Origin of the sequence: Enterobacter cloacae subsp. cloacae ATCC 13047, from assembly GCF_000025565.1 — a bacterium.
GTDB lineage: Bacteria > Pseudomonadota > Gammaproteobacteria > Enterobacterales > Enterobacteriaceae > Enterobacter > Enterobacter cloacae.
Genome location: NC_014121.1, coordinates 4,357,861 through 4,377,209, shown reverse-complemented (window position 1 = coordinate 4,377,209; position 19,349 = coordinate 4,357,861). Strand labels below are relative to the sequence as shown.

General features: G+C 59.1%; 17 protein-coding genes. 15 read left to right on the top strand and 2 right to left on the bottom strand.

Annotated features, from left to right (window positions below):
* The first annotated feature begins 1 nt into the window (after position 1).
* The 13 genes from ECL_RS21255 (at position 2) to ECL_RS21195 (ending at position 13,379) form a co-directional block, all read left to right on the top strand.
* Positions 2–1,024: an aromatic ring-hydroxylating oxygenase subunit alpha gene (locus ECL_RS21255; RefSeq protein ID WP_013098652.1), complete on the top strand. Its 1,023-nt coding sequence runs from the start codon at positions 2–4 to the stop codon at positions 1,022–1,024.
* Positions 1,024–1,773, top strand: coding sequence for an SDR family oxidoreductase (locus tag ECL_RS21250; RefSeq protein ID WP_013098651.1), 750 nt, complete (start codon positions 1,024–1,026; stop codon positions 1,771–1,773). The genes ECL_RS21255 and ECL_RS21250 overlap by 1 nt, the downstream gene beginning before the upstream one ends.
* A gap of 12 nt (positions 1,774–1,785) precedes the next feature.
* Positions 1,786–2,574: an IclR family transcriptional regulator gene (locus ECL_RS21245; RefSeq protein WP_038983568.1), complete on the top strand. Its 789-nt coding sequence runs from the start codon at positions 1,786–1,788 to the stop codon at positions 2,572–2,574.
* Positions 2,575–2,652: 78 nt separating this feature from the next.
* Complete coding sequence (locus ECL_RS21240; protein ID WP_013098649.1) at positions 2,653–3,579, top strand: VOC family protein; 927 nt, start codon at positions 2,653–2,655, stop codon at positions 3,577–3,579.
* Positions 3,576–4,763 (top strand): NAD(P)/FAD-dependent oxidoreductase, encoded by a 1,188-nt coding sequence (locus ECL_RS21235; RefSeq protein WP_013098648.1) that lies wholly within the window; start codon positions 3,576–3,578, stop codon positions 4,761–4,763. The genes ECL_RS21240 and ECL_RS21235 overlap by 4 nt, the downstream gene beginning before the upstream one ends.
* A 25-nt stretch (positions 4,764–4,788) precedes the next feature.
* The gene (locus ECL_RS21230) at positions 4,789–6,045 is read left to right on the top strand and encodes an MFS transporter (protein ID WP_013098647.1); all 1,257 of its coding nucleotides are present in this window, start codon (positions 4,789–4,791) and stop codon (positions 6,043–6,045) included.
* A 10-nt stretch (positions 6,046–6,055) separates the two neighbouring features.
* Positions 6,056–6,586, top strand: a complete 531-nt coding sequence (locus ECL_RS21225; protein ID WP_013098646.1) for a cupin domain-containing protein — start codon at positions 6,056–6,058, stop codon at positions 6,584–6,586.
* Positions 6,587–6,595: 9 nt separating this feature from the next.
* On the top strand, positions 6,596–7,366 hold the full coding sequence (locus ECL_RS21220) for an alpha/beta fold hydrolase (protein ID WP_013098645.1): 771 nt from the start codon (positions 6,596–6,598) through the stop codon (positions 7,364–7,366).
* Complete coding sequence (locus tag ECL_RS21215; RefSeq protein WP_013098644.1) at positions 7,350–8,144, top strand: SDR family oxidoreductase; 795 nt, start codon at positions 7,350–7,352, stop codon at positions 8,142–8,144. Before ECL_RS21220 ends, ECL_RS21215 begins: the two co-directional genes overlap by 17 nt.
* A 9-nt stretch (positions 8,145–8,153) precedes the next feature.
* Positions 8,154–8,924: an aspartate dehydrogenase gene (locus ECL_RS21210; RefSeq protein ID WP_013098643.1), complete on the top strand. Its 771-nt coding sequence runs from the start codon at positions 8,154–8,156 to the stop codon at positions 8,922–8,924.
* Positions 8,925–8,933: 9 nt separating this feature from the next.
* Positions 8,934–10,403, top strand: coding sequence for an aldehyde dehydrogenase (locus tag ECL_RS21205; RefSeq protein WP_013098642.1), 1,470 nt, complete (start codon positions 8,934–8,936; stop codon positions 10,401–10,403).
* 13 nt (positions 10,404–10,416) lie between these two features.
* Entirely contained in the window at positions 10,417–12,057 is a 1,641-nt protein-coding gene (locus ECL_RS21200; RefSeq protein WP_013098641.1) for a thiamine pyrophosphate-binding protein, read from the top strand.
* A 146-nt stretch (positions 12,058–12,203) separates the two neighbouring features.
* Positions 12,204–13,379 carry an IS4 family transposase gene (locus ECL_RS21195; protein ID WP_013098640.1) on the top strand — a complete coding sequence of 392 codons (1,176 nt, stop codon included), beginning with the start codon at positions 12,204–12,206 and terminating at the stop codon, positions 13,377–13,379.
* A 57-nt stretch (positions 13,380–13,436) separates the two neighbouring features.
* Here the strand turns inward: ECL_RS21195 and ECL_RS21190 are convergent, their stop codons facing one another.
* Together ECL_RS21190 and loiP are read right to left on the bottom strand one after the other, a co-directional pair.
* Positions 13,437–14,705: an OprD family outer membrane porin gene (locus tag ECL_RS21190; RefSeq protein ID WP_013098639.1), complete on the bottom strand. Its 1,269-nt coding sequence runs from the start codon at positions 14,703–14,705 to the stop codon at positions 13,437–13,439.
* 210 nt (positions 14,706–14,915) lie between these two features.
* On the bottom strand, positions 14,916–15,674 hold the full coding sequence (gene loiP, locus ECL_RS21185) for a metalloprotease LoiP (RefSeq protein WP_013098638.1): 759 nt from the start codon (positions 15,672–15,674) through the stop codon (positions 14,916–14,918).
* 272 nt (positions 15,675–15,946) lie between these two features.
* On the opposite strand from loiP, the gene tkt reads away from it, so the two are divergent.
* Entirely contained in the window at positions 15,947–17,938 is a 1,992-nt protein-coding gene (gene tkt, locus ECL_RS21180; protein WP_038420542.1) for a transketolase, read from the top strand.
* A gap of 355 nt (positions 17,939–18,293) precedes the next feature.
* Positions 18,294–19,313 carry an erythrose-4-phosphate dehydrogenase gene (gene epd / locus ECL_RS21175; RefSeq protein ID WP_013098636.1) on the top strand — a complete coding sequence of 340 codons (1,020 nt, stop codon included), beginning with the start codon at positions 18,294–18,296 and terminating at the stop codon, positions 19,311–19,313.
* Positions 19,314–19,349: the final 36 nt, after the last annotated feature.

Below are 19,349 nucleotides of genomic sequence, written 5' to 3'. Positions count from 1 at the left end.
GATGACAACTACCGTACAAAACTATCTCGATAAAGGTCTGCGTGGCCTCTGGTATCCGGTGCTGGCGAGCTGGGAAGTGCAGTCTGCGCCCGTGGGCATTACTCGTCTGGGCGAACAGATTGTGGTCTGGCGCAATAAAGACGGTCAGGTGCAGGCGCTGGAAGACCGCTGTCCGCACCGCGGCGCGCGTCTGTCGATGGGCTGGAACCTTGGCGACCGCATCGCCTGCTGGTATCACGGCGTGGAAGTGGCGGGAAACGGTGAAGTGAAAGACGTGCCCGCCGTGGACAAATGTCCGCTGGTCGGCCAGCAGTGCGTGCGCAGCTATCAGGTGCAGGAGGCGCACGGTGCCATCTTCCTGTGGTTTGGCGTCACCGCCGATCAGCAGCCGGACGAGCTGACCTTCCCGGATGAACTCGCCGACACGGAACATTTCAGCAACTTCCTCTGCACCGCAGCCTGGAAATGTAACTACCAGTACGCGCTGGAAAACGTGATGGATCCAATGCACGGTACGTATCTCCACTCCTCCTCGCACTCGATGGCGGAAGGGGATCGCAAGGCCGACATGGTCCTGCAGCCGACGAAGACCGGCTTTATCTTCGAGAAAAAAGGGCAGAGCGGCGTCAACTTCGACTGGGTGGAGCTGGGCAATAGTGGCACCTGCTGGATGCGACTGTCCATTCCCTATAAGAAGCGTTTCGGACCGGGTGGCCACTTCTTCATCGTTGGCATGGTGGTGCCGGAAGATAACGACAACTGCCGCGTCTTCTTCTGGCGTATCCGCCGCGTACAGGGCTGGCAGCGCGATATGTGGCGCTTCATGTACCGCAACCGCCTGGAAAAGCTGCACTGGGAGGTGCTGGAGCAGGACCGCGTAGTACTGGAAAGCCTGGCGCCAAACGCCCGCGACCACGAATACCTGTACCAGCATGATGTCGGCCTCTCGCGCCTGCGCCGCATGATGCAAAAGGCCGCTAAAGAGCAACTGGCGATGCGTGAAGCGCAGCAGGGAGCGGCCTGATGAATGCGCTGCTGAGCGGAAAACGCATTGTGGTGACCGGCGCCGCGCGCGGGCTGGGCTATCACTTCGCCAGCGCCTGCGCGGAGCAGGGCGCCGCGGTGGTGATGTGCGACATTCTTGAAGGCGAGCTGGCCGAAAGCGCACACGCTCTGCGGGCACAGGGTTTTACGATCGAATCGCACGTTATCGATCTCGCCGATCCGGCCTCCATTGAGCAGGTGTTCAATGCGATTGGCGAGCAGGGGCAGATTGACGGGCTGGTAAATAACGCGGCGATGGCGACCGGCGTGGGCGGCAAAAACATGCTCGATTACGACCCGGATCTGTGGGACCGGGTAATGCGCGTCAACGTCAAAGGCACCTGGCTGGTGACGCGCGCCGCCGTGCCGCTGCTGCGCGATGGCGCAGGGATCGTGAACGTGGCGTCCGACACAGCACTTTGGGGTGCGCCGCGCCTGATGGCCTACGTGGCCAGCAAAGGGGCCGTGATTGCCATGACCCGCTCAATGGCGCGCGAGCTTGGTGAAAAGCGTATTCGAATCAACGCCATCGCGCCGGGGCTGACCCGCGTCGAGGCAACGGAATATGTTCCCGCCGAACGACACCAACTCTACGAAAACGGCCGGGCGTTAACAGGGGCACAGCAGCCGGAAGATGTCACCGGCAGCGTGGTCTGGCTGTTAAGCGATCTGTCGCGGTTTATCACCGGGCAGCTGATCCCGGTCAACGGCGGTTTTGTCTTTAACTAAGGTAGGGCGATGATGGCAAACGATCAGGAAGTGAAGTATCTGGTACCGGGGCTGGAGCGTGGCCTGCAGCTGCTGTTAGCCTTTGGCGAGCAGCATCGCGAACTGACCTTTGCCGAGCTGCACCGGCTGGTGGATATGCCGAAGGCCACCGCCTACCGCGTGGTGCAGACCCTGGAGTATATGGGCTTTCTGGAACGCAACACCCGTACCAATACCTTCTCGCTCGGCATGAACGTGCTGCGTCTGGGTTTTGAGTACATCGCCTCGCTGGATGTGGCGCAGGTGGGTCAGCCGGTGATTGAACAGCTGCGCGACGTAAGCCAGTGCAGCAGCCATCTGGCGATCCGCGACGGGCGCGACATCATCTACATCGCCCGCGTCAGCGCCGCCGGATCACGCATCAACCAGGTCAGCATTGGTACCCGTTTGCCGGTGCACTGCACCTCGCTTGGCCGCATGCTTTTGACCGATATTTCCCGCGCCGATTTCGAACAGCTGTTCCCGCACGAGCGCCTGCCGGGCAACACACCGGGTCAGCTTCACGATCGTGAAGCCCTGTGGCAGATGGTGCAGCAGGACAAAGCCCGGGGGTACGTGATCGGTGAATCCTTCTTCCGCCACGGTATCTCCTCCATCGTTTATCCGGTGTTTGACCGAAGCCATCGCGTGGCGGCGGTAGTGAGCATTCTGGTGCCGTCGGAAGAGATCCCACAAGCCGACCGCGAGCGACTGCAAAACGAGGTTCGTCTGGCGGCGGACAAAATTTCTGGCTTCTTAGGGTATTTATCACAGGCCAGTTAAATCAGTGAGTTAACGTCAGGCGCTTTGCTGCGTCGGGCATGTTTTACGCCCAATTTGGGCCAGATGAGGCAACGAACGATGAGTGTAACCGGAATTGAAAAGCTGGAATTTGGCGTTGAAGACCTGACGCACTGCGCCAAATTTATGCGTGATTTTGGCCTGACGGGCGATGCCAGCGGCCAGCGTTTTACCACCCTGAGCGGCGCGCGCGTGGAACTTAACCCGATCGACAGCCCCGACCTGCCCCCGGCGTTTGAAGCGGGCAACACCCTGCGCCGCATGACATGGGCGGTTGCCGCACAGTCAGATCTGGATGCGCTGCGCCCGAAGCTTGCGCAGCAGCCCGGCTTTCGCGAAGTGGGTGATGCCCTGGAGTGTCTTGACCCGAACGGCATGACGCTGCGTGTGCAGGTCAGCCAGCAGAGCGACGTGGAACTGAATGTTGAGCCGATCAACCAGTGGGGCGACGCTCGCCGTATCGACACCCCCAGCCCGGTTTACGATCGCGCCCAGCCCATTAACGTGGGGCACGTGGTGTTCTTCGTGGAGGAGCTCGCGGCGGTGGAGACATTTTACCGCGAGGTGCTCGGCTTCCAGGTCTCTGACCGCTACATCAACCGCGCCGTGTTTCTGCGCTGCTGCGTGCGCGGGGGTCATCACAACCTGTTCCTGCTGCAGCTGCCGAACCGCAAGCGCGGCCTGAACCACGTGGCCTTTACCGTGCGCGATATTCACGAAGTGATCGGCGGCGGGATTGCGATGAACAAAAACGCCTGGAGCACGTTTATCGGACCCGGCCGCCATCCGGTGTCGTCAGCCTACTTCTGGTACGTCAACAGCCCGACCGGCGGGGCGTTCGAGTATTACACCAATGACGACTACCTGACGGAAAACTGGCAGCCGCGCGAGCTGGAGCATTCGCTGGTCTCCTTTACCGAGTGGGCGGTGGAAGGCGGGATCGATCACGACACGCGCCGCCAGCAGAAAAAACCGGAGGTGGTATGACGTCGCTCATTGTCATTATTGGTGGCGGTCAGGCGGGAGGCTGGGCGGCGAAAACCCTGCGCGACGAGGGCTTTGACGGTGAGATCTGCGTGGTGGCGGAAGAGGCGTGGGATTTCTATGAACGTCCACCGCTGTCGAAAGCGGCTCTGCTGGAGACGGACGCGACGCTTCCGCGACTCTTTACTGAAGAGGCTCAGCAGGCGCTGAATCTGACCTGGTACCGTCCGCTGCGCGCGGAGCAGATTGACCGCAATGCGAAAACGGTGCGTTTGAGCAACGGCGAACATCTTAGTTACAACATACTATTAATTGCCACCGGAGGGCGGGCGCGCCTGCCGGGCGAGGCATGGGCTGCGCATCCGCAGGTCTACACCCTCCGCCACTGGCAGGACGCGCAGCGCCTGAAACGTCGGCTTGCGGAAAGTCAAAAGCTGGCGATTGTGGGCGGCGGCTGGATAGGCCTGGAGATTGCCGCTTCTGCGCGCAAAAGCGGCGTCGCGGTCACCCTGTTCGAGCAGCAGCCTGCGCTGTGCATGCGCTCGGTGAGCGGCGAGGTATCGCAGCGCTTAGAGACCATTCACCGTGAGCAGGGCGTGGAGATCCGAACCGGCTGCGGCGCGCTGGAGCTGGAAGACGATAACGGCCTGCCGGTCATTCACTGTGATGGCAAACGTGAAACCTTTGATGCGGTGGTGGTAGGGATCGGCGTCGATCTCAATCTGGAACTGGCGCGCGACGCGGGGCTGCAAACCGAACGCGGGATCGTGGTGGATGCGCAGGGCCGCACGTCGGATCCGTCCATCTTCGCTGCCGGGGATGTGGCACAGCATCATCATTACGGCCTGTGTATTCAGTCCTGGGCCTTCGCCCAGAATCAGGCGGTGGCGGCGGCAAAAGCGATGCTTAACCCCGATGCGGCAGGTTATGACGACGCGCCGTGGCTGTGGTCGGATCAATACCAGCACAACATCCAGATCCTCGGCATTCCGCAGCCGGGCAGCCGCACCATAGTGCGTGAAGACGCGCTGTACTTCTCGCTGGACGAAAACGGGCGCCTGACGCAACTGGTGGCGTTCAACGATGCGCGCACCGTCAAGCTGGCGAAGCGCTGGATGGCGGCCGGGCGGGATTTATCAGACGTGCCGCTCGCCGACCCGACTTTTTCACTGATGTCATTGCGATAGCTAACCCGCACCCGTAGGGGGAGACATGACCACATTAGAGACCAACACCGCGCCCGTTGAGGCGAGCGGTGAGGGGACCCGCACGCCTGAAAAAGCGGTGCGCTGGGCCATCCCGCTGTCGCTGCTGGCCTGCGTGCTGCTGGCGTTTTTCGACAAAATCAGCATTGCCGCGCTGTTTTCTGACGGCCACTTCCAGCAGGCGATGGGCATCGATTTTGACACCACGCGCCTCGGCATTCTGATGAGCGCCTTCCTGTTGAGCTACGGCTTTTCATCGGTCTTTCTCAGTGGGCTGGGGGACAAAATCGCCCCGCTGCGGCTGCTCACCGGGATGATGGTGGTGTGGTGCGTGCTGATGGTGGCGATGGGCTTTACCCATAACTACACGCTGATGATCGTGCTGCGCATTCTGCTGGGCGTGGCGGAGGGGCCGCTGTTCCCGCTGGCCTTCGCCATTGTGCGCCACAACTTCCCACAGCATCTGCAGGCGCGCGCCACCATGCTGTGGCTGCTGGGCACGCCGGTAGGGGCGGCGATTGGCTTCCCGCTCTCACTCTGGCTGCTGAACACCTTCGGCTGGCAGAGCACCTTCTTCGTGATGGCGATGCTGACCGTACCGGTGCTGATCTTCGTGCGCGTCGGTCTGCGCGGGATCCGTCTGGAGGCGAAGAGCGGTACGTCACAGACCTCCCGGGACGAACGGCGTGCTGCACGGCGCGAGCTGTTTGTCAGCCCGCACTTCTGGATCATCTGCATCTTTAACATCGCTTTCCTGACCTACCTGTGGGGCATTAACGGCTGGCTGCCGGGCTACCTGATCAAGGGGAAGGGCATTCATCTGGAGCATGCGGGCTGGCTGTCGTCGATGCCGTTCATCGCCATGCTGGCGGGGGAAGTGATTGGCGCATGGCTCTCTGACCGGGCCGATAAGCGCGCAGCGGCCTGCTTCATCTCCATGGCGGGGGCCGCTGTCGGGCTCACGGCCGTAATGCACCTCGATACCCCGCTGACCATCATTGCGGCGATGAGCTTCAGCACATTCATGTGGGGCACCGGGGCACCCAACATTTTCGCCCTGCTGGCAAAGGCCACCCATCCACGGGTGAGCGCCACGGCGGGCGGCATTTTCAACGGGCTGGGAAACTTTGCGGGCGCGCTGTCGCCAGCGGTGATGGGCGCGCTTATCGCCTTCACCCACAGCATGGATTCCGGGCTGATTTTTCTGGCGGTGATGGCGGCGGTGGGCTGCGTCCTGTTACTGCCGCTGCTGAGACGTTACTGAGGAGAGTGTCATGACTGATTCAACCGTAACCAACCCATCTGGCATCAAACCTGACCACCTGACGATGGAAGAGTGGGTCGAGTCCCGTATTGCGCGCTTTGAGGGCCGCAAATACGACTGGAACGCGCTGAAGTTCCAGGCCGATTTTGACCCGAAATACCGCCGCGCGCAGATGCGCTATATCGGCACCGGTGCTACCGGCGTGGCGAGCGACACCAACACCGTACAGGCGGAGCATTTTACCTTTTCCACCATGGTACTGCCGTCGAAGTGCGAAGGGCCGCTGCACCTGCACGACGATGTGGAAGAGGTGTTCTTCATGCTCAAAGGGCAGATCACGCTGATGATCCAGGACGGCGATAACTACACCGAAACCGTGCTGCGCGAGCGTGACCTGATCTCCGTTCCGCCGGGGATCTATCGCGGGCTGTTTAACCACGGCGAAGAAGAGGCGCTGATGTGCGTCATGCTGGGCACCAACAAGCCGGAAATTCCGACCTACCCGGCGGACCATCCGCTCTCGAAAGTGAAGCGGAACTAAGGGGGCATGATGACGGGTTTTCGTGAACAGGGAAGCGGCATTCCGCTGATGCTGCTGCACGGGATCAGCTCTGGCGCAGCCTCCTGGCACAAGCAGATGGCGCTGAACGGTTTTCGCGTGCTGGCGTGGGACATGCCCGGTTATGGCGAAAGCCCGATGCTGGCCGCGGAACGGGCGAACGCGGGGGATTACGCCGATGCGCTGGCGGCGATGCTTGACCGGGCTGGCGTGTGGCAGGCGGTGCTGGTGGGCCATTCACTCGGGGCACTGGTTGCCAGCGCCTTTGCGGCGAAATATCCGGATCGAGTGCTGCATCTGGTGCTGGCGGACGCCGCGCAAGGTTACGGCCAGGCCGCGCCGGAGCAGCGCGAGCAGGTCTGGCGCAGTCGCGAGCAGCAGATGGCACTCGGCGGCGAAATCCTCGCGCAGACCCGCGCCGCAAAACTGCTGCGTCCCGGCGCGCGTGAAGCGGATATCGCCACCGTGGCAGCGGGCATGCGCAGGCTTCGCCCCGAGGGCTACCTCGCCGCCGCGTGGATGCTGGCGCACGACGATATTCATGGCTGGCTGAAGCGCTATTCAGGCAACTTTGAAGTGTGGTGCGGCGAGCAGGATGCGATCACGCAACCCGAGCTGGTGCAGGGGCTGGCGCTGCGCTACGGCATGCCGTTTATCGCCATTGCCCAGGCGGGACATGCCAGCTATCTCGATAATGACGCGTTTTTTAACCAACAGCTTTTACGTATTAACGAAGAGGTGCGCGATGAATGCACAAATTGACGGACGCGTAGCGGTCGTCACCGGCGGTTCTTCTGGTATTGGCTTTGAAACGCTACGCCTGCTGCTGGGCGAGGGGGCAAAAGTGGCCTTCTGTGGCCGCGATCCGGATCGCCTCGCCAGCGCCCATGCCGCGCTGCATAACGAATACCCCGACGGGGAGGTTTTCTCTTATCGCTGCGACGTGCTGAACGCTGACGAGATGCAGGCCTTCGCGGATGCCGTTCAGGTGCGCTTTGGTGCCGTGGACATGCTGATCAACAACGCCGGGCAGGGATACGTGGCGCACTTTCATGACACCCCGCGCGAGGCGTGGCTGCATGAAGCTGAACTCAAACTGTTTGGCGTGATCAACCCGGTGCAGGCGTTTCAGCCTTTGCTGGCGCAGTCCGACATCGCTTCCATCACCTGCGTGAACTCCCTGCTGGCGCTGCAGCCGGAGGAGCACATGATTGCCACCTCTGCCGCCCGCGCCGCGCTGTTGAATATGACGCTGACGCTCTCAAAAGAGCTGGTGGGCAAAGGCATCCGCGTGAATTCGATATTGCTTGGCATGGTGGAGTCCGGGCAGTGGCAGCGTCGCTTTGAAAACCGGACAGACAAAAGCCAGAGCTGGCCGGAGTGGACGGCGGAGATCGCCCGCAAACGCGGTATTCCGATGGCGCGTCTCGGCAAGCCGCAGGAGCCCGCGCAGGCGCTGCTGTTCCTCGCCTCGCCGCTGGCTTCGTTTACCACCGGTGCGGCACTGGACGTTTCCGGCGGCTTTTGCCGCCATCTGTAAGGACACATCATGAAAAAGATTATGTTGATTGGTTTTGGCGCCATGGCGCAGGCGGTGATTGAGCGCCTGCCCGCTGGCGTGGCTATCGGCTGGATTGTGGCGCGCGAGGCCCATCATGCGGCGATTCACGCGCAGCTTGGTGATGCGGTAGTGGCATTGACCTCACCGCAGGAATGCGCGCAAACGCCCGACCTGGTGCTGGAGTGCGCCAGCCAGCAGGCGGTAGCGCAGTACGGTGAGGACATTTTACGTCGCGGCTGGCATCTGGCGGTTATTTCGACCGGCGCACTGGCGGACAGCGCGCTTGATCAGCGCCTGCTCAATGCCGGCGGCAGACTGACGCTGCTCTCCGGGGCGGTAGCCGGTATCGACGGGCTGGCGGCGGCGAAAGAGGGCGGGCTGGCGCGCGTGACCTACCAGTCGCGTAAAAGCCCAGCCAGCTGGCGCGGCAGCTATGCCGAGCAGCTTATCGATCTTAATTCGGTAACTGCTGCGCAGGTCTTTTTTGAAGGCAGCGCCCGCGAGGCGGCACGACTGTTTCCGGCCAACGCCAACGTGGCGGCCACCGTGGCACTCGGCGGCGTGGGAATGGACGACACGCGCGTACAGCTGATGGTCGACCCGTCAACGAAACGTAACACCCACACACTGCACGTTGAAGGCGCGTTTGGTGAATTCCATCTGGAGCTAAGCGGCCTGCCGCTTGCCTCTAACCCGAAAACCTCCACCCTGGCGGCACTCAGCGCGGTACGCGCCTGCCGCGAGCTGGCCATGAGCTGAGGAGTGACGATGGACGATCTGAAGATATTTATCGGCGGCCAGTGGCGACACGGTGGCGGCAACCCGATGCAGAGCTATTTCCCGGCAGACGGGTCGATCAACGCGACGTTGAATGCGGCCAGTCCCGACGATCTGCATGACGCGATCGAGGCCGGCGAGCGCGCGTGGCGCGATCCCGCCTGGCGCCACAGCCTGCCGCATACACGGGCGAAGATCCTGCACAAGGTGGCAGATCTCATTGAATCCCGCGTCGACGAGCTGGCGCAGATGCAGAGCCGCGATAACGGCAAGCCGCTGGCGGAGGCCCGTGGGCTGGTAATGAGCGCGGCGGGAACGGCGCGCTACTTTGCCGCCGCCTGCGAGCTGCTGGAAGGGGAACTTCCGACGCCGCGCCAGCCGGATTTACTGACCCTGAGCCGCTATGAGCCGCTCGGCGTGGTGGCGGCCATCACGCCGTGGAACTCGCCGATTGCCAGCGAGATGCAGAAGGTCGCTCCGGCCATTGCCGCGGGTAACGCGGTGATCCTCAAGCCCGCCGAAGCCACGCCGCTGATGGCGCTGGAGCTGGCGCGGATATTTGAACAGGCCGGGCTGCCCGCCGGGCTGCTGAGCGTGCTACCGGGCAAAGGCTCGGTGATTGGCGACGCGCTGGCACGCCACCCTAAGGTACGCAAAATTTCCTTTACCGGCGGTACCACCACGGGCCGTCACCTGGCCCACGTGGCGGCGGAAAAACTGATCCCGGCATCGCTGGAGCTGGGCGGAAAATCGCCGACTATCGTGCTGGAGGATGCGGATATCGAGCAGGCCGCGCGCGGGATCTGCTACGGCATTTTCAGCTCGGCGGGGCAGGCGTGCATCGCCGGTTCACGGCTGTTTATCCACGAGAGCCTTTACGCCCCGCTGATGGCGCGGCTGCTGGAGTTAACCCGCGGTCTGCGCGTCGGACATCCGTTTACCGACGGTGTCCACGTTGGGCCGCTGATCAATGAAAAACATCGTCAGAGCGTACAGGCGTACGTTGAGCTGGCAAAGCGTGAAGAGGGCCGCGTGCTGTGCGGTGGAGAGATCCCGGCCGATCCCACACTGGCAAGCGGCAGCTTCTTCCTGCCAACGATTATCGAAGGGCTGAGCAACAGCGCCCGTGTCTGCCAGGAGGAGATCTTTGGCCCGGTGCTGGTGGCGATGCCGTTTCGCGATGAAACCTCGCTTATCCGCGAGGCCAACGACTCGGTTTACGGCCTGGCCGCCGGGATCTGGACACGCGATACCGGGCGCGCGCTGCGCTTAAGCGAACAGCTTGAGGCCGGCACGGTGTGGATCAACACCTACAAAGTATTTGCGATTTCGACCCCGTTCGGGGGCTTTAAAGAGAGCGGTCTGGGCCGCGAGAAGGGCATTCAGGGGCTGAAAGCCTGGATGCAGCAAAAGAGCATTTATCTGGCGACGGGTAACAGCGTCAACCACTGGTGCGACTGAGAAAGGGTGAGCAATGAGCGAAATGATAACCGTCGGCGACGCCATCGCCAGAACGCTGGAGCAGTATCAGGTTGAGGCCATCTACGGCGTCATCTCTATTCACAACCTGCCCATCGCGGATGCAGTAGGGCAGCGCGGCAACATCCGCTTTGTACCGGCACGCGGCGAAGCGGGGTCTGTCACCATGGCTGATGCCCACGGACGTTTTTCCGGCCTTGGCGTGGCGCTGACCAGCACCGGCGCGGGCGCGGGTAACGCCGTAGGCGCGCTGGTGGAGGCGATGAACGCCTGCACGCCGCTGCTGCACCTGACCGGGCAGGTAGAAAAAGCCTGGCTGGATGCCGACACCGGGTTTATCCATGAAACCCGCGACCAGCTGACTTTCCTGAAGGCCAGCTCAAAACGGGCGTATCGCATCAGCAATGCCAGTCAGGCGATAGCGATTTTGCATAAAGCGATTCAGGAGGCGCAGACGCCGCCGTGCGGGCCGGTCTCCGTGGAGATCCCGATTGATATTCAGGGCGCGAAAATTCCGCTGTCGCTGGTGACCGCTCCGGTGAAACCGGCGTCGGTTTCGCCGGTAGATGTCGGGAGTGTTAATGCGCTTTGGGCGCAACTCAAGCAGGCGAAACAGCCGCTGCTGTGGCTGGGCGGCGGTGCGCTGGGCTGCGCGGACGCAGTGAAAAAGCTGGCGGATGCAGGTATCACCGTGATCTCCAGCACTCACGCGCGCGGCGTACTGCCGGACAGCCATCGCGCCAGCCTGCGGGCATTCCACAACTCGCCATCGGTTGAAGCGCTGATCGCGCAGTGTGACTTTACGCTGATCGCCGGTTCACGTCTGCGCAGCAATGAGACCCGTTCATGGACGCTCGAACTGCCTTCTCCGCGCGTACAGATCGATATCGACCCGGCGGCGGCAAGCCGTAACTATCTGATGGATAACACGCTGGTAGCCGACTGCTCAGCGTTGCTGAGCGCGCTGGCTGAAAAAGCACAGGGGCGTGAATGGGGGAATGCTCAGTGGGATGGTCTGGTTCAGGAGGCGGTGACACAGGCAGAACGTGGGCTGCGTGAACAGTGCGGCGTCTATGCGCAACTCAACGATGCCATAGAGAAAGCGCTACCTGAAGATGGTCTGCTGGTGCGCGATATTACCGTTTCCGGTAGCCTGTGGGGCAGCCGACTGTTCCGCGCCAGGGGGCCGCTGATGAATATTCACTCTCTGGCCGGGGCAATTGGCATGGGTCTGCCGATGGCGATTGGCACCGCGATTGCCAACCCACAGCGCAAAGTGGTGGGGCTGGTGGGGGACGGCGGTCTGAGCCTGAATCTGGGCGAACTGGCGACGCTGGCGCAGGAGAAGGCCAACGTGACGTTGCTTATCATGAATGACGGCGGCTACGGCGTGATGCGCGGTATACAGGACAAATATTTCGGTGGCCGTCAGTACTATAACGAGCTGCATACGCCGGACTTTACCCTGTTGGCACAGGCGATTGGCCTGCAGTCATGGAGCGTTGAGCGGGCAGAGGATTTTGATGCGGTGATGACGGAAGCGCTGGCGATGCCGGGACCGTCGGTAGTGGAAGTGCGGATGGGACAAATTGGCGCGCTGAAGTTTGCCGGGCCGCCGCAGAAGACGCTTTACTAGCTGTTTTTCCCTCACCCCGGCCCTCTCCCAAAGGGAGAGGGTGATCGCGTTCCCTCTCCCTTTGGGCTGAGGGTTCCCCAGAAAAATGAAAAGCACGATGAAGTGTGATCTACTGGTTGCGCTAACAAATCAGAAGAGACCTCATCGTGCCTTTACAGACAGTCTGCCAGAAATTTTTCTCCGCGTCTTTACCGGACGTTCACAGCTTCCGGATTAATGTCCTTGTTTCCATGGCCGTTGCCCTCACGCACGGTGCGGATCTGACCCTGACCAGCCTTGGTCGCTCTCTTCCCGGCAGGGCGCACGTCAAAAATAAAATTAAACGTGTTGACCGTGCCCTGGGTAATACCGCCCTTCACCGGGATATTCCCCGTATTCAGCATCTGCTCACACATACCATCACCTCCCTGATGCCCTTCTGTGTGATTGCTGTCGACTGGACAGGCTGGCATGACAGGAACTGGTATCTTCTGCAGGCAAGCCTGGTCTGTAATGGTCGCTCACTGCCGCTTATGAGTGAGGTTGTCCCCGCAGAGCTGGCGCAGAACAGCGATGTACAATGCCGCTTCCTTGACCGCCTGCATGATGCCATCCCGAAAGATAAAGCCGTCACCATCATTACGGATGCAGGCTTCCGGACAGACTGGTTCCGGCATGTCAGCCAGCTGGGCTGGAGCTTCACCGGCAGGGTCAGGGGCTGCATCAGCTTCCGGCTGGACGGAGATAAAAAGTGGATGAAAATCAGTGAGCTTGAGGCTACCGGACAACCGGTCTGCGTGGGTTACGGTGTCCTGTCCCGTAAACCACGAACGCCCTGTTACGGCCGGTTCTATCTGCATAAGCGCCCTGACGCAGGGCGTCAGGGAAAAGGGGGGATGCCGAAAACACAGCGGGAACACCGCAGTAGCGCGCGGGAGCCCTGGCTGCTGTTCAGTAATGCAGAGGGACTGGAGCCGCACCAGATAATGGCCCTGTACAGCCGCAGAATGCAGATAGAACAAAACTTCCGGGACGACAAAAGTCCACGCTTCGGGTTCGGTCTGAGGCTGAGCCGGAGTCAGGGAAAAGGGCGACTGGAAGTGCTGAATATGGTCGCGGCAATGGCAAGCCTGGTGATGTGGCTGGCAGGTTACAGGGCAGAAAGGCAGTGTTTACACTGGCACTATCAGGCAAGCAGCATCAGGCACAGACGGGTTCTGTCATACCTGAGTCTGGCGGAAGAAGTCATCCGGCATGAGCCCGGGAAAGTGAGACGGCTGAATATAGTTAACGAGATGAAAAAGCTGGGAAAAGAGTACAGTAATATGGTCATGGTGGCATGACCATATTACTGGGGATCCCTCAGCCCTTTGGGAGAGGGATAGGGTGAGGGGACAAACTCAGAACACGTTAAACGGGTATTCCACGTAAGCGCGGATCTCATCCCCGCCCACGTTGTAATCGCTGGCGTTGCTGGAGACGCGCAGTACGGAATAGCGCAGTTTCAGCTTCAGATCTTTCGCCGGGCCGTCCTGCACCTGATACTGGATCTGGTTAAACCATTCATGCTCTTTGCCGTTACTGGTTTCAGCGGTTTTAATGTTGTCGCCACGCACGTAGGCGGTGGTCCAGCTCAGACCCGGCAAACCGAGACCGCCAAAGTCCAGCCCGTAAGACGCCTGCCATGAACGTTCGTCTTCACCGTTAAAATCAGACCAGTAGGAGTTCGCCAGCCAGATGGTGTTGCCGCCGTCACCAACACCGCCCTGGTCGCGGTAGCCGCCATAGTTGTAGCCGGTGCTTCCGCTGCTCTGCTGGTACGCCACTTTGAACGTATGGATATCCCAGATGTAGCTCGCCGCCAGGCTCCAGATGGTGTTGCTGCGGCCCGTGTCGAGGCTGTCTGCGTAGCCCTGATCCAGACGCGAGTTGTAGCCGTTAAAATCGAGTACCAGCTGCTGGCCAGTGCTGAACGGCTGTTTGAAATTCATGCCCAGATATTGCTTGTTCATCACCTCTTCATTATGGGAGGCGTACAGCGCGCCGCTGAACTGGTCATTAAACTGGTAGCTCGCCCCGCCGAAGGAGAAACCCTTGAGGCCGCTGTCGTGGCGATCGTCACTTTTACGCTGCTCGTCGGTGAAATAACCGGCGTTGATTTCCAGACCGTCGATCTCCTTAGAGGTCAGCATGGTGCCGGTGTAGCTTTCAAACAGCAGGCGGGAGCTGTCGGCGTTAATGATTGGCAGCTCGGGACGCTGATTACCGTAGCTGAGTACGGTATTCGAGATGCGCATTTTGGCGGTCGCGCCAAATTTCGCCAGATCGGATTTTGCGCGTCCGTCGTCTTCCTGTTTAAAGAAGTCAATGCCACCTGCGCCGCTCTTACCGCGGCCACCGTCCAGACGCACGCCATACTGCGCAATGCCGTCCACGCCAAAGCCAACCACTCCTTCGGTATAACCTGATTCAAAGGTGGCGATGATACCCTGACCCCATTCTGCTTTATCCTGCTGGCCCTGATGATAATCACGGCTGATATACGCATTGCGTAAAAACAGATCTAAATGGCTGTCATTAATAAAACCCTGGCTGTCTGATTGTTGGCTTGCAACGGCAGGTAATGTGACAAATATGCTTAACGCAACTAACGATAATTCTTTTTTCACGGAGGGAACGTCTCTGTCTTAATATATTAATTTGAATTACTGCGGATTCGATAATTACCCGAAAAGTAACCGATTGCAATAATTATGTGACCAGACATTTCAATGGTGAAGGGCAGGTGTGACGGGGCTTTTGTGGGTGTTACCGATATGTGCGGTTAAGTTAGCAATTCATGCGAAATAAAAAGGAGGCAAATTTGCCTCCTTCCAAAATTATTTAATTCCGTCTGCGGCCATACGGTCGCGAATATGTTGTGCACGCGCTTCTGAGGCCGGGTGATCATCAAACATGGAGCTTTGACGTCCGGCTTCCAGTTTAGCCAGCTTTTCAAAACTGGTGGCTAAACCTGCTGGATTGATACCGCGTTTGCGCAACAGATCGTAGGAGTAGTCATCCGCTTCGGACTCCTGACGTTGAGAGAACTGGGAGTTAACCAGCTTTTCGCCCACATCGCCAAGCTGTGACTGGGACAGGCTGCCCACAATACCGCCCGCAGAAGCCGCCGCCGCGCGGATGGCGTTAGTGCCTAAGGCGACCTGCATCCCTTTCTTCACGTGGCCGAGGGCAACGTGGCCCATTTCATGGCCGATCACCGCTTCCACTTCGTTGTCGGTCATCATGTCCATTAACCCGCTGTAAACGCGGATACAGCCGTTCGCCATGGCAAAGGCGTTCACGTCTTTCGCGACGTACACTTTATAGTTCACCGGCTGACCGTTAATGTTATCGCCAAGCGCAGAGGCAATTTTATTCAGACGCTGCGTGTAGGGACTGTTGGCCGGGGCAATCGTAGCCTTTCCATCCATATCTTTACAGGCCTGGTCGCTCAGGGCTTTAACCTGCGCGTCGCTCAGGGAATAGGCCTGAAAAGCTTCTGCGCCTGAGGACATCAGGCCGTTAGAATCCATATTCTGACAACCGCTCAGCAGGAACGTTGTACCCAGGGCCAGCACTAATGCACGCATTTTCATGAGGTTGCTTCCGTACTCGTTAATCTGAATAAAATCCGAAAAGTACACCGACAGCGAAGCCGGGGTCGGGCTAAGTATAAGGAATATCGACGGGCCCGGGCGAGCAGATTGCGCAACATGCGAGCATGATCCAGAGATTTCTTAAGCGGCAAAAGAATGCTCCATGTACATGGCATGCCGCTTGGGTTACATTGTTGGCACTTTTTTCCGGCGTAGCCCAAAACGCGCTGTCGTCAAGGGCATGGCCTTTAACAGTCCGATCTGGAGTTAAAATGTCCTCACGTAAAGAGCTTGCTAATGCTATTCGTGCGCTGAGCATGGACGCAGTACAGAAAGCCAAATCTGGCCACCCAGGGGCCCCTATGGGTATGGCTGATATCGCCGAAGTCCTGTGGCGTGATTTCCTGAACCACAACCCGCAGAACCCGGCATGGGCTGACCGCGACCGTTTCGTGCTGTCTAACGGCCACGGCTCAATGCTGATCTACAGCCTGCTGCACCTCACTGGCTACGATCTGCCTATCGAAGAGCTGAAAAACTTCCGTCAGCTGCACTCCAAAACCCCGGGTCACCCGGAAGTGGGTTACACCGCAGGTGTTGAAACCACGACCGGCCCACTGGGTCAGGGTATTGCGAACGCGGTGGGTATGGCGATTGCTGAGAAGACTCTGGCGGCGCAGTTCAACCGTCCTGGTCACGACATTGTTGACCACTTCACCTACGCGTTCATGGGCGACGGCTGCATGATGGAAGGCATTTCTCACGAAGTGTGCTCCCTGGCAGGTACCCTGAAGCTGGGCAAACTGGTTGCGTTCTACGACGACAACGGTATCTCCATCGACGGTCATGTTGAAGGCTGGTTCACTGATGACACTGCGGCACGTTTCGAAGCCTACGGCTGGCACGTTGTGCGTGGCGTTGATGGCCACGATGCTGACTCGATTAAACGTGCAGTAGAAGAAGCGCGTGCGGTCACTGACAAACCATCCCTGCTGATGTGCAAAACCATCATCGGTTTCGGTTCTCCGAACAAAGCGGGCACCCACGATTCCCACGGTGCGCCACTGGGCGACGCGGAAATCGCGCTGACCCGTGAAGCGTTGGGCTGGAAACACCCTGCATTCGAAATCCCATCTGAAATCTATGCCCAGTGGGATGCCAAAGAAGCGGGTCAGGCGAAAGAAGCGGCCTGGAACGAGAAGTTCGCGGCTTACGCTAAAGCCTTCCCACAGGAAGCGGCTGAATTCACCCGTCGTATGAAAGGTGAAATGCCGTCTGACTTCGACGCGAAAGCGAACGAGTTCATCGCTAAACTGCAGGCGAACCCATCTAAAATCGCCAGCCGTAAAGCGTCTCAGAATGCGATCGAAGCGTTCGGTCCATGGCTTCCAGAATTCCTCGGCGGCTCCGCTGACCTGGCACCGTCTAACCTGACCCTGTGGTCTGGCTCTAAGCCAATCAACGAAGATGCGGCCGGTAACTACATCCATTATGGTGTACGTGAATTCGGTATGACCGCTATCGCGAACGGTATCTCCCTGCACGGTGGTTTCCTGCCGTACACCTCTACCTTCCTGATGTTCGTGGAATATGCCCGTAACGCCGTGCGTATGGCTGCGCTGATGAAACAGCGTCAGGTGATGGTTTATACCCACGACTCCATTGGTCTGGGCGAAGATGGTCCAACTCACCAGCCGGTAGAGCAGGTTGCTTCTCTGCGTGTCACCCCGAACATGAGCACATGGCGTCCATGTGACCAGGTGGAATCTGCAGTGGCATGGAAATACGGCGTTGAGCGTCAGGACGGTCCAACCGCGCTGATCCTCTCCCGTCAGAACCTGGCACAGCAGGATCGTACCGAAGAGCAGCTGGCGAACATCGCCCGCGGTGGCTACGTGCTGAAGGATTGCGCGGGACAGCCAGAGCTGATCTTCATCGCAACCGGTTCTGAAGTTGAGCTGGCTGTTGCAGCCTGGGACAAACTGACTGCCGAAGGCGTTAAAGCGCGCGTGGTTTCCATGCCGTCTACCGATGCGTTCGACAAGCAGGATGCTGCTTACCGTGAATCCGTACTGCCTAAAGCCGTTTCCGCACGCGTGGCGGTTGAAGCGGGTATCGCTGACTACTGGTTCAAATACGTGGGCCTGAACGGCGCTATCGTCGGTATGACCACCTTCGGTGAATCTGCTCCGGCAGAGCAGTTGTTCGAAGAGTTCGGCTTCACCGTTGAGAACGTTGTCGCTAAGGCTAAAGAACTGCTGTAATTGCCGTTTTGCCCGGTGGCGCTTACGCTTACCGGGCCTACAAATGGCTCGAAAGTAGGCCGGGTAAGCGTAAGCGCCACCCGGCTTTTTTGTAGGCACTATTCCTCAGACATGTAACTGCTCTGTAAATTATTCCATCTAAAATGTGACGCAAGTCATATAGCTCGCTTATTCATCTGGACAGACATTCCTTTTATTCCCCGATTCGCTTATTCTTGCTGAAGCGTTTCAGTCGATTAAATGTTCGACAATTGACCAATCAATCGCAGTTTGTGATAGCAAAGATTCCCCTTCGGGCGTAGCTGGATTACTCTTTCAGCCACCTCGAACTCAGGGACAGCTTTGCAGGAGATCTATGACCGTACGCGTAGCGATTAATGGCTTCGGTCGCATCGGGCGCAACGTGGTTCGTGCTTTATATGAATCCGGGCGTCGGGCGGAAATTACCGTGGTGGCAATCAATGAACTGGCGGATGCTGCGGGCATGGCGCATTTATTGAAATATGACACCAGCCACGGACGCTTTGCCTGGGACGTGCGCCAGGAAAGGGATCAGCTGTTTGTCGGTGACGATACGATCCGCGTACTGCATGAGCGCAATATTGCCGCGCTACCGTGGCGTGAACTGGGTGTGGATGTGGTGCTTGACTGTACCGGCGTATATGGCAACCGCGAACACGGCGAAGCGCATCTCACCGCCGGCGCGAAAAAAGTCCTGTTCTCTCATCCCGGCAGTAACGACCTCGACGCAACGGTCGTTTTCGGCGTCAATCAGCATGAGCTACAAGCCGAACACCGTATTGTCTCCAACGCCTCCTGCACCACCAACTGCATTATTCCGGTCATTAAACTGTTAGACGATGCATATGGCATTGAATCCGGCACCGTGACCACGATTCACTCCGCCATGCACGATCAGCAGGTCATCGACGCCTACCACCCGGATTTACGACGCACGCGTGCTGCGAGCCAGTCAATCATCCCGGTGGATACAAAACTGGCTGCCGGGATCACCCGAATTTTCCCGCAGTTTAATGACCGTTTCGAAGCGATTGCCGTGCGTGTACCGACGATAAACGTCACCGCAATTGACCTCAGCGTGACGGTAAAAAAACCGGTAAAAGCCTGTGAAGTCAACCTGTTGCTGCGAAAAGCGGCACAGGGGGCATTTCATGGTATAGTTGACTATACGGAATTACCGTTGGTCTCAGTGGATTTTAACCACGACCCGCACAGCGCCATTGTTGATGGCACGCAAACGCGCGTCAGTGGCGCACACCTTATCAAGACGCTGGTCTGGTGTGATAACGAATGGGGCTTTGCTAACCGAATGCTCGACACCACGTTAGCAATGGCTGCCAAAGGTTTCAGGTAAGACGCATCGTGCGTCTGCAAAACTTTAAGAATCAAC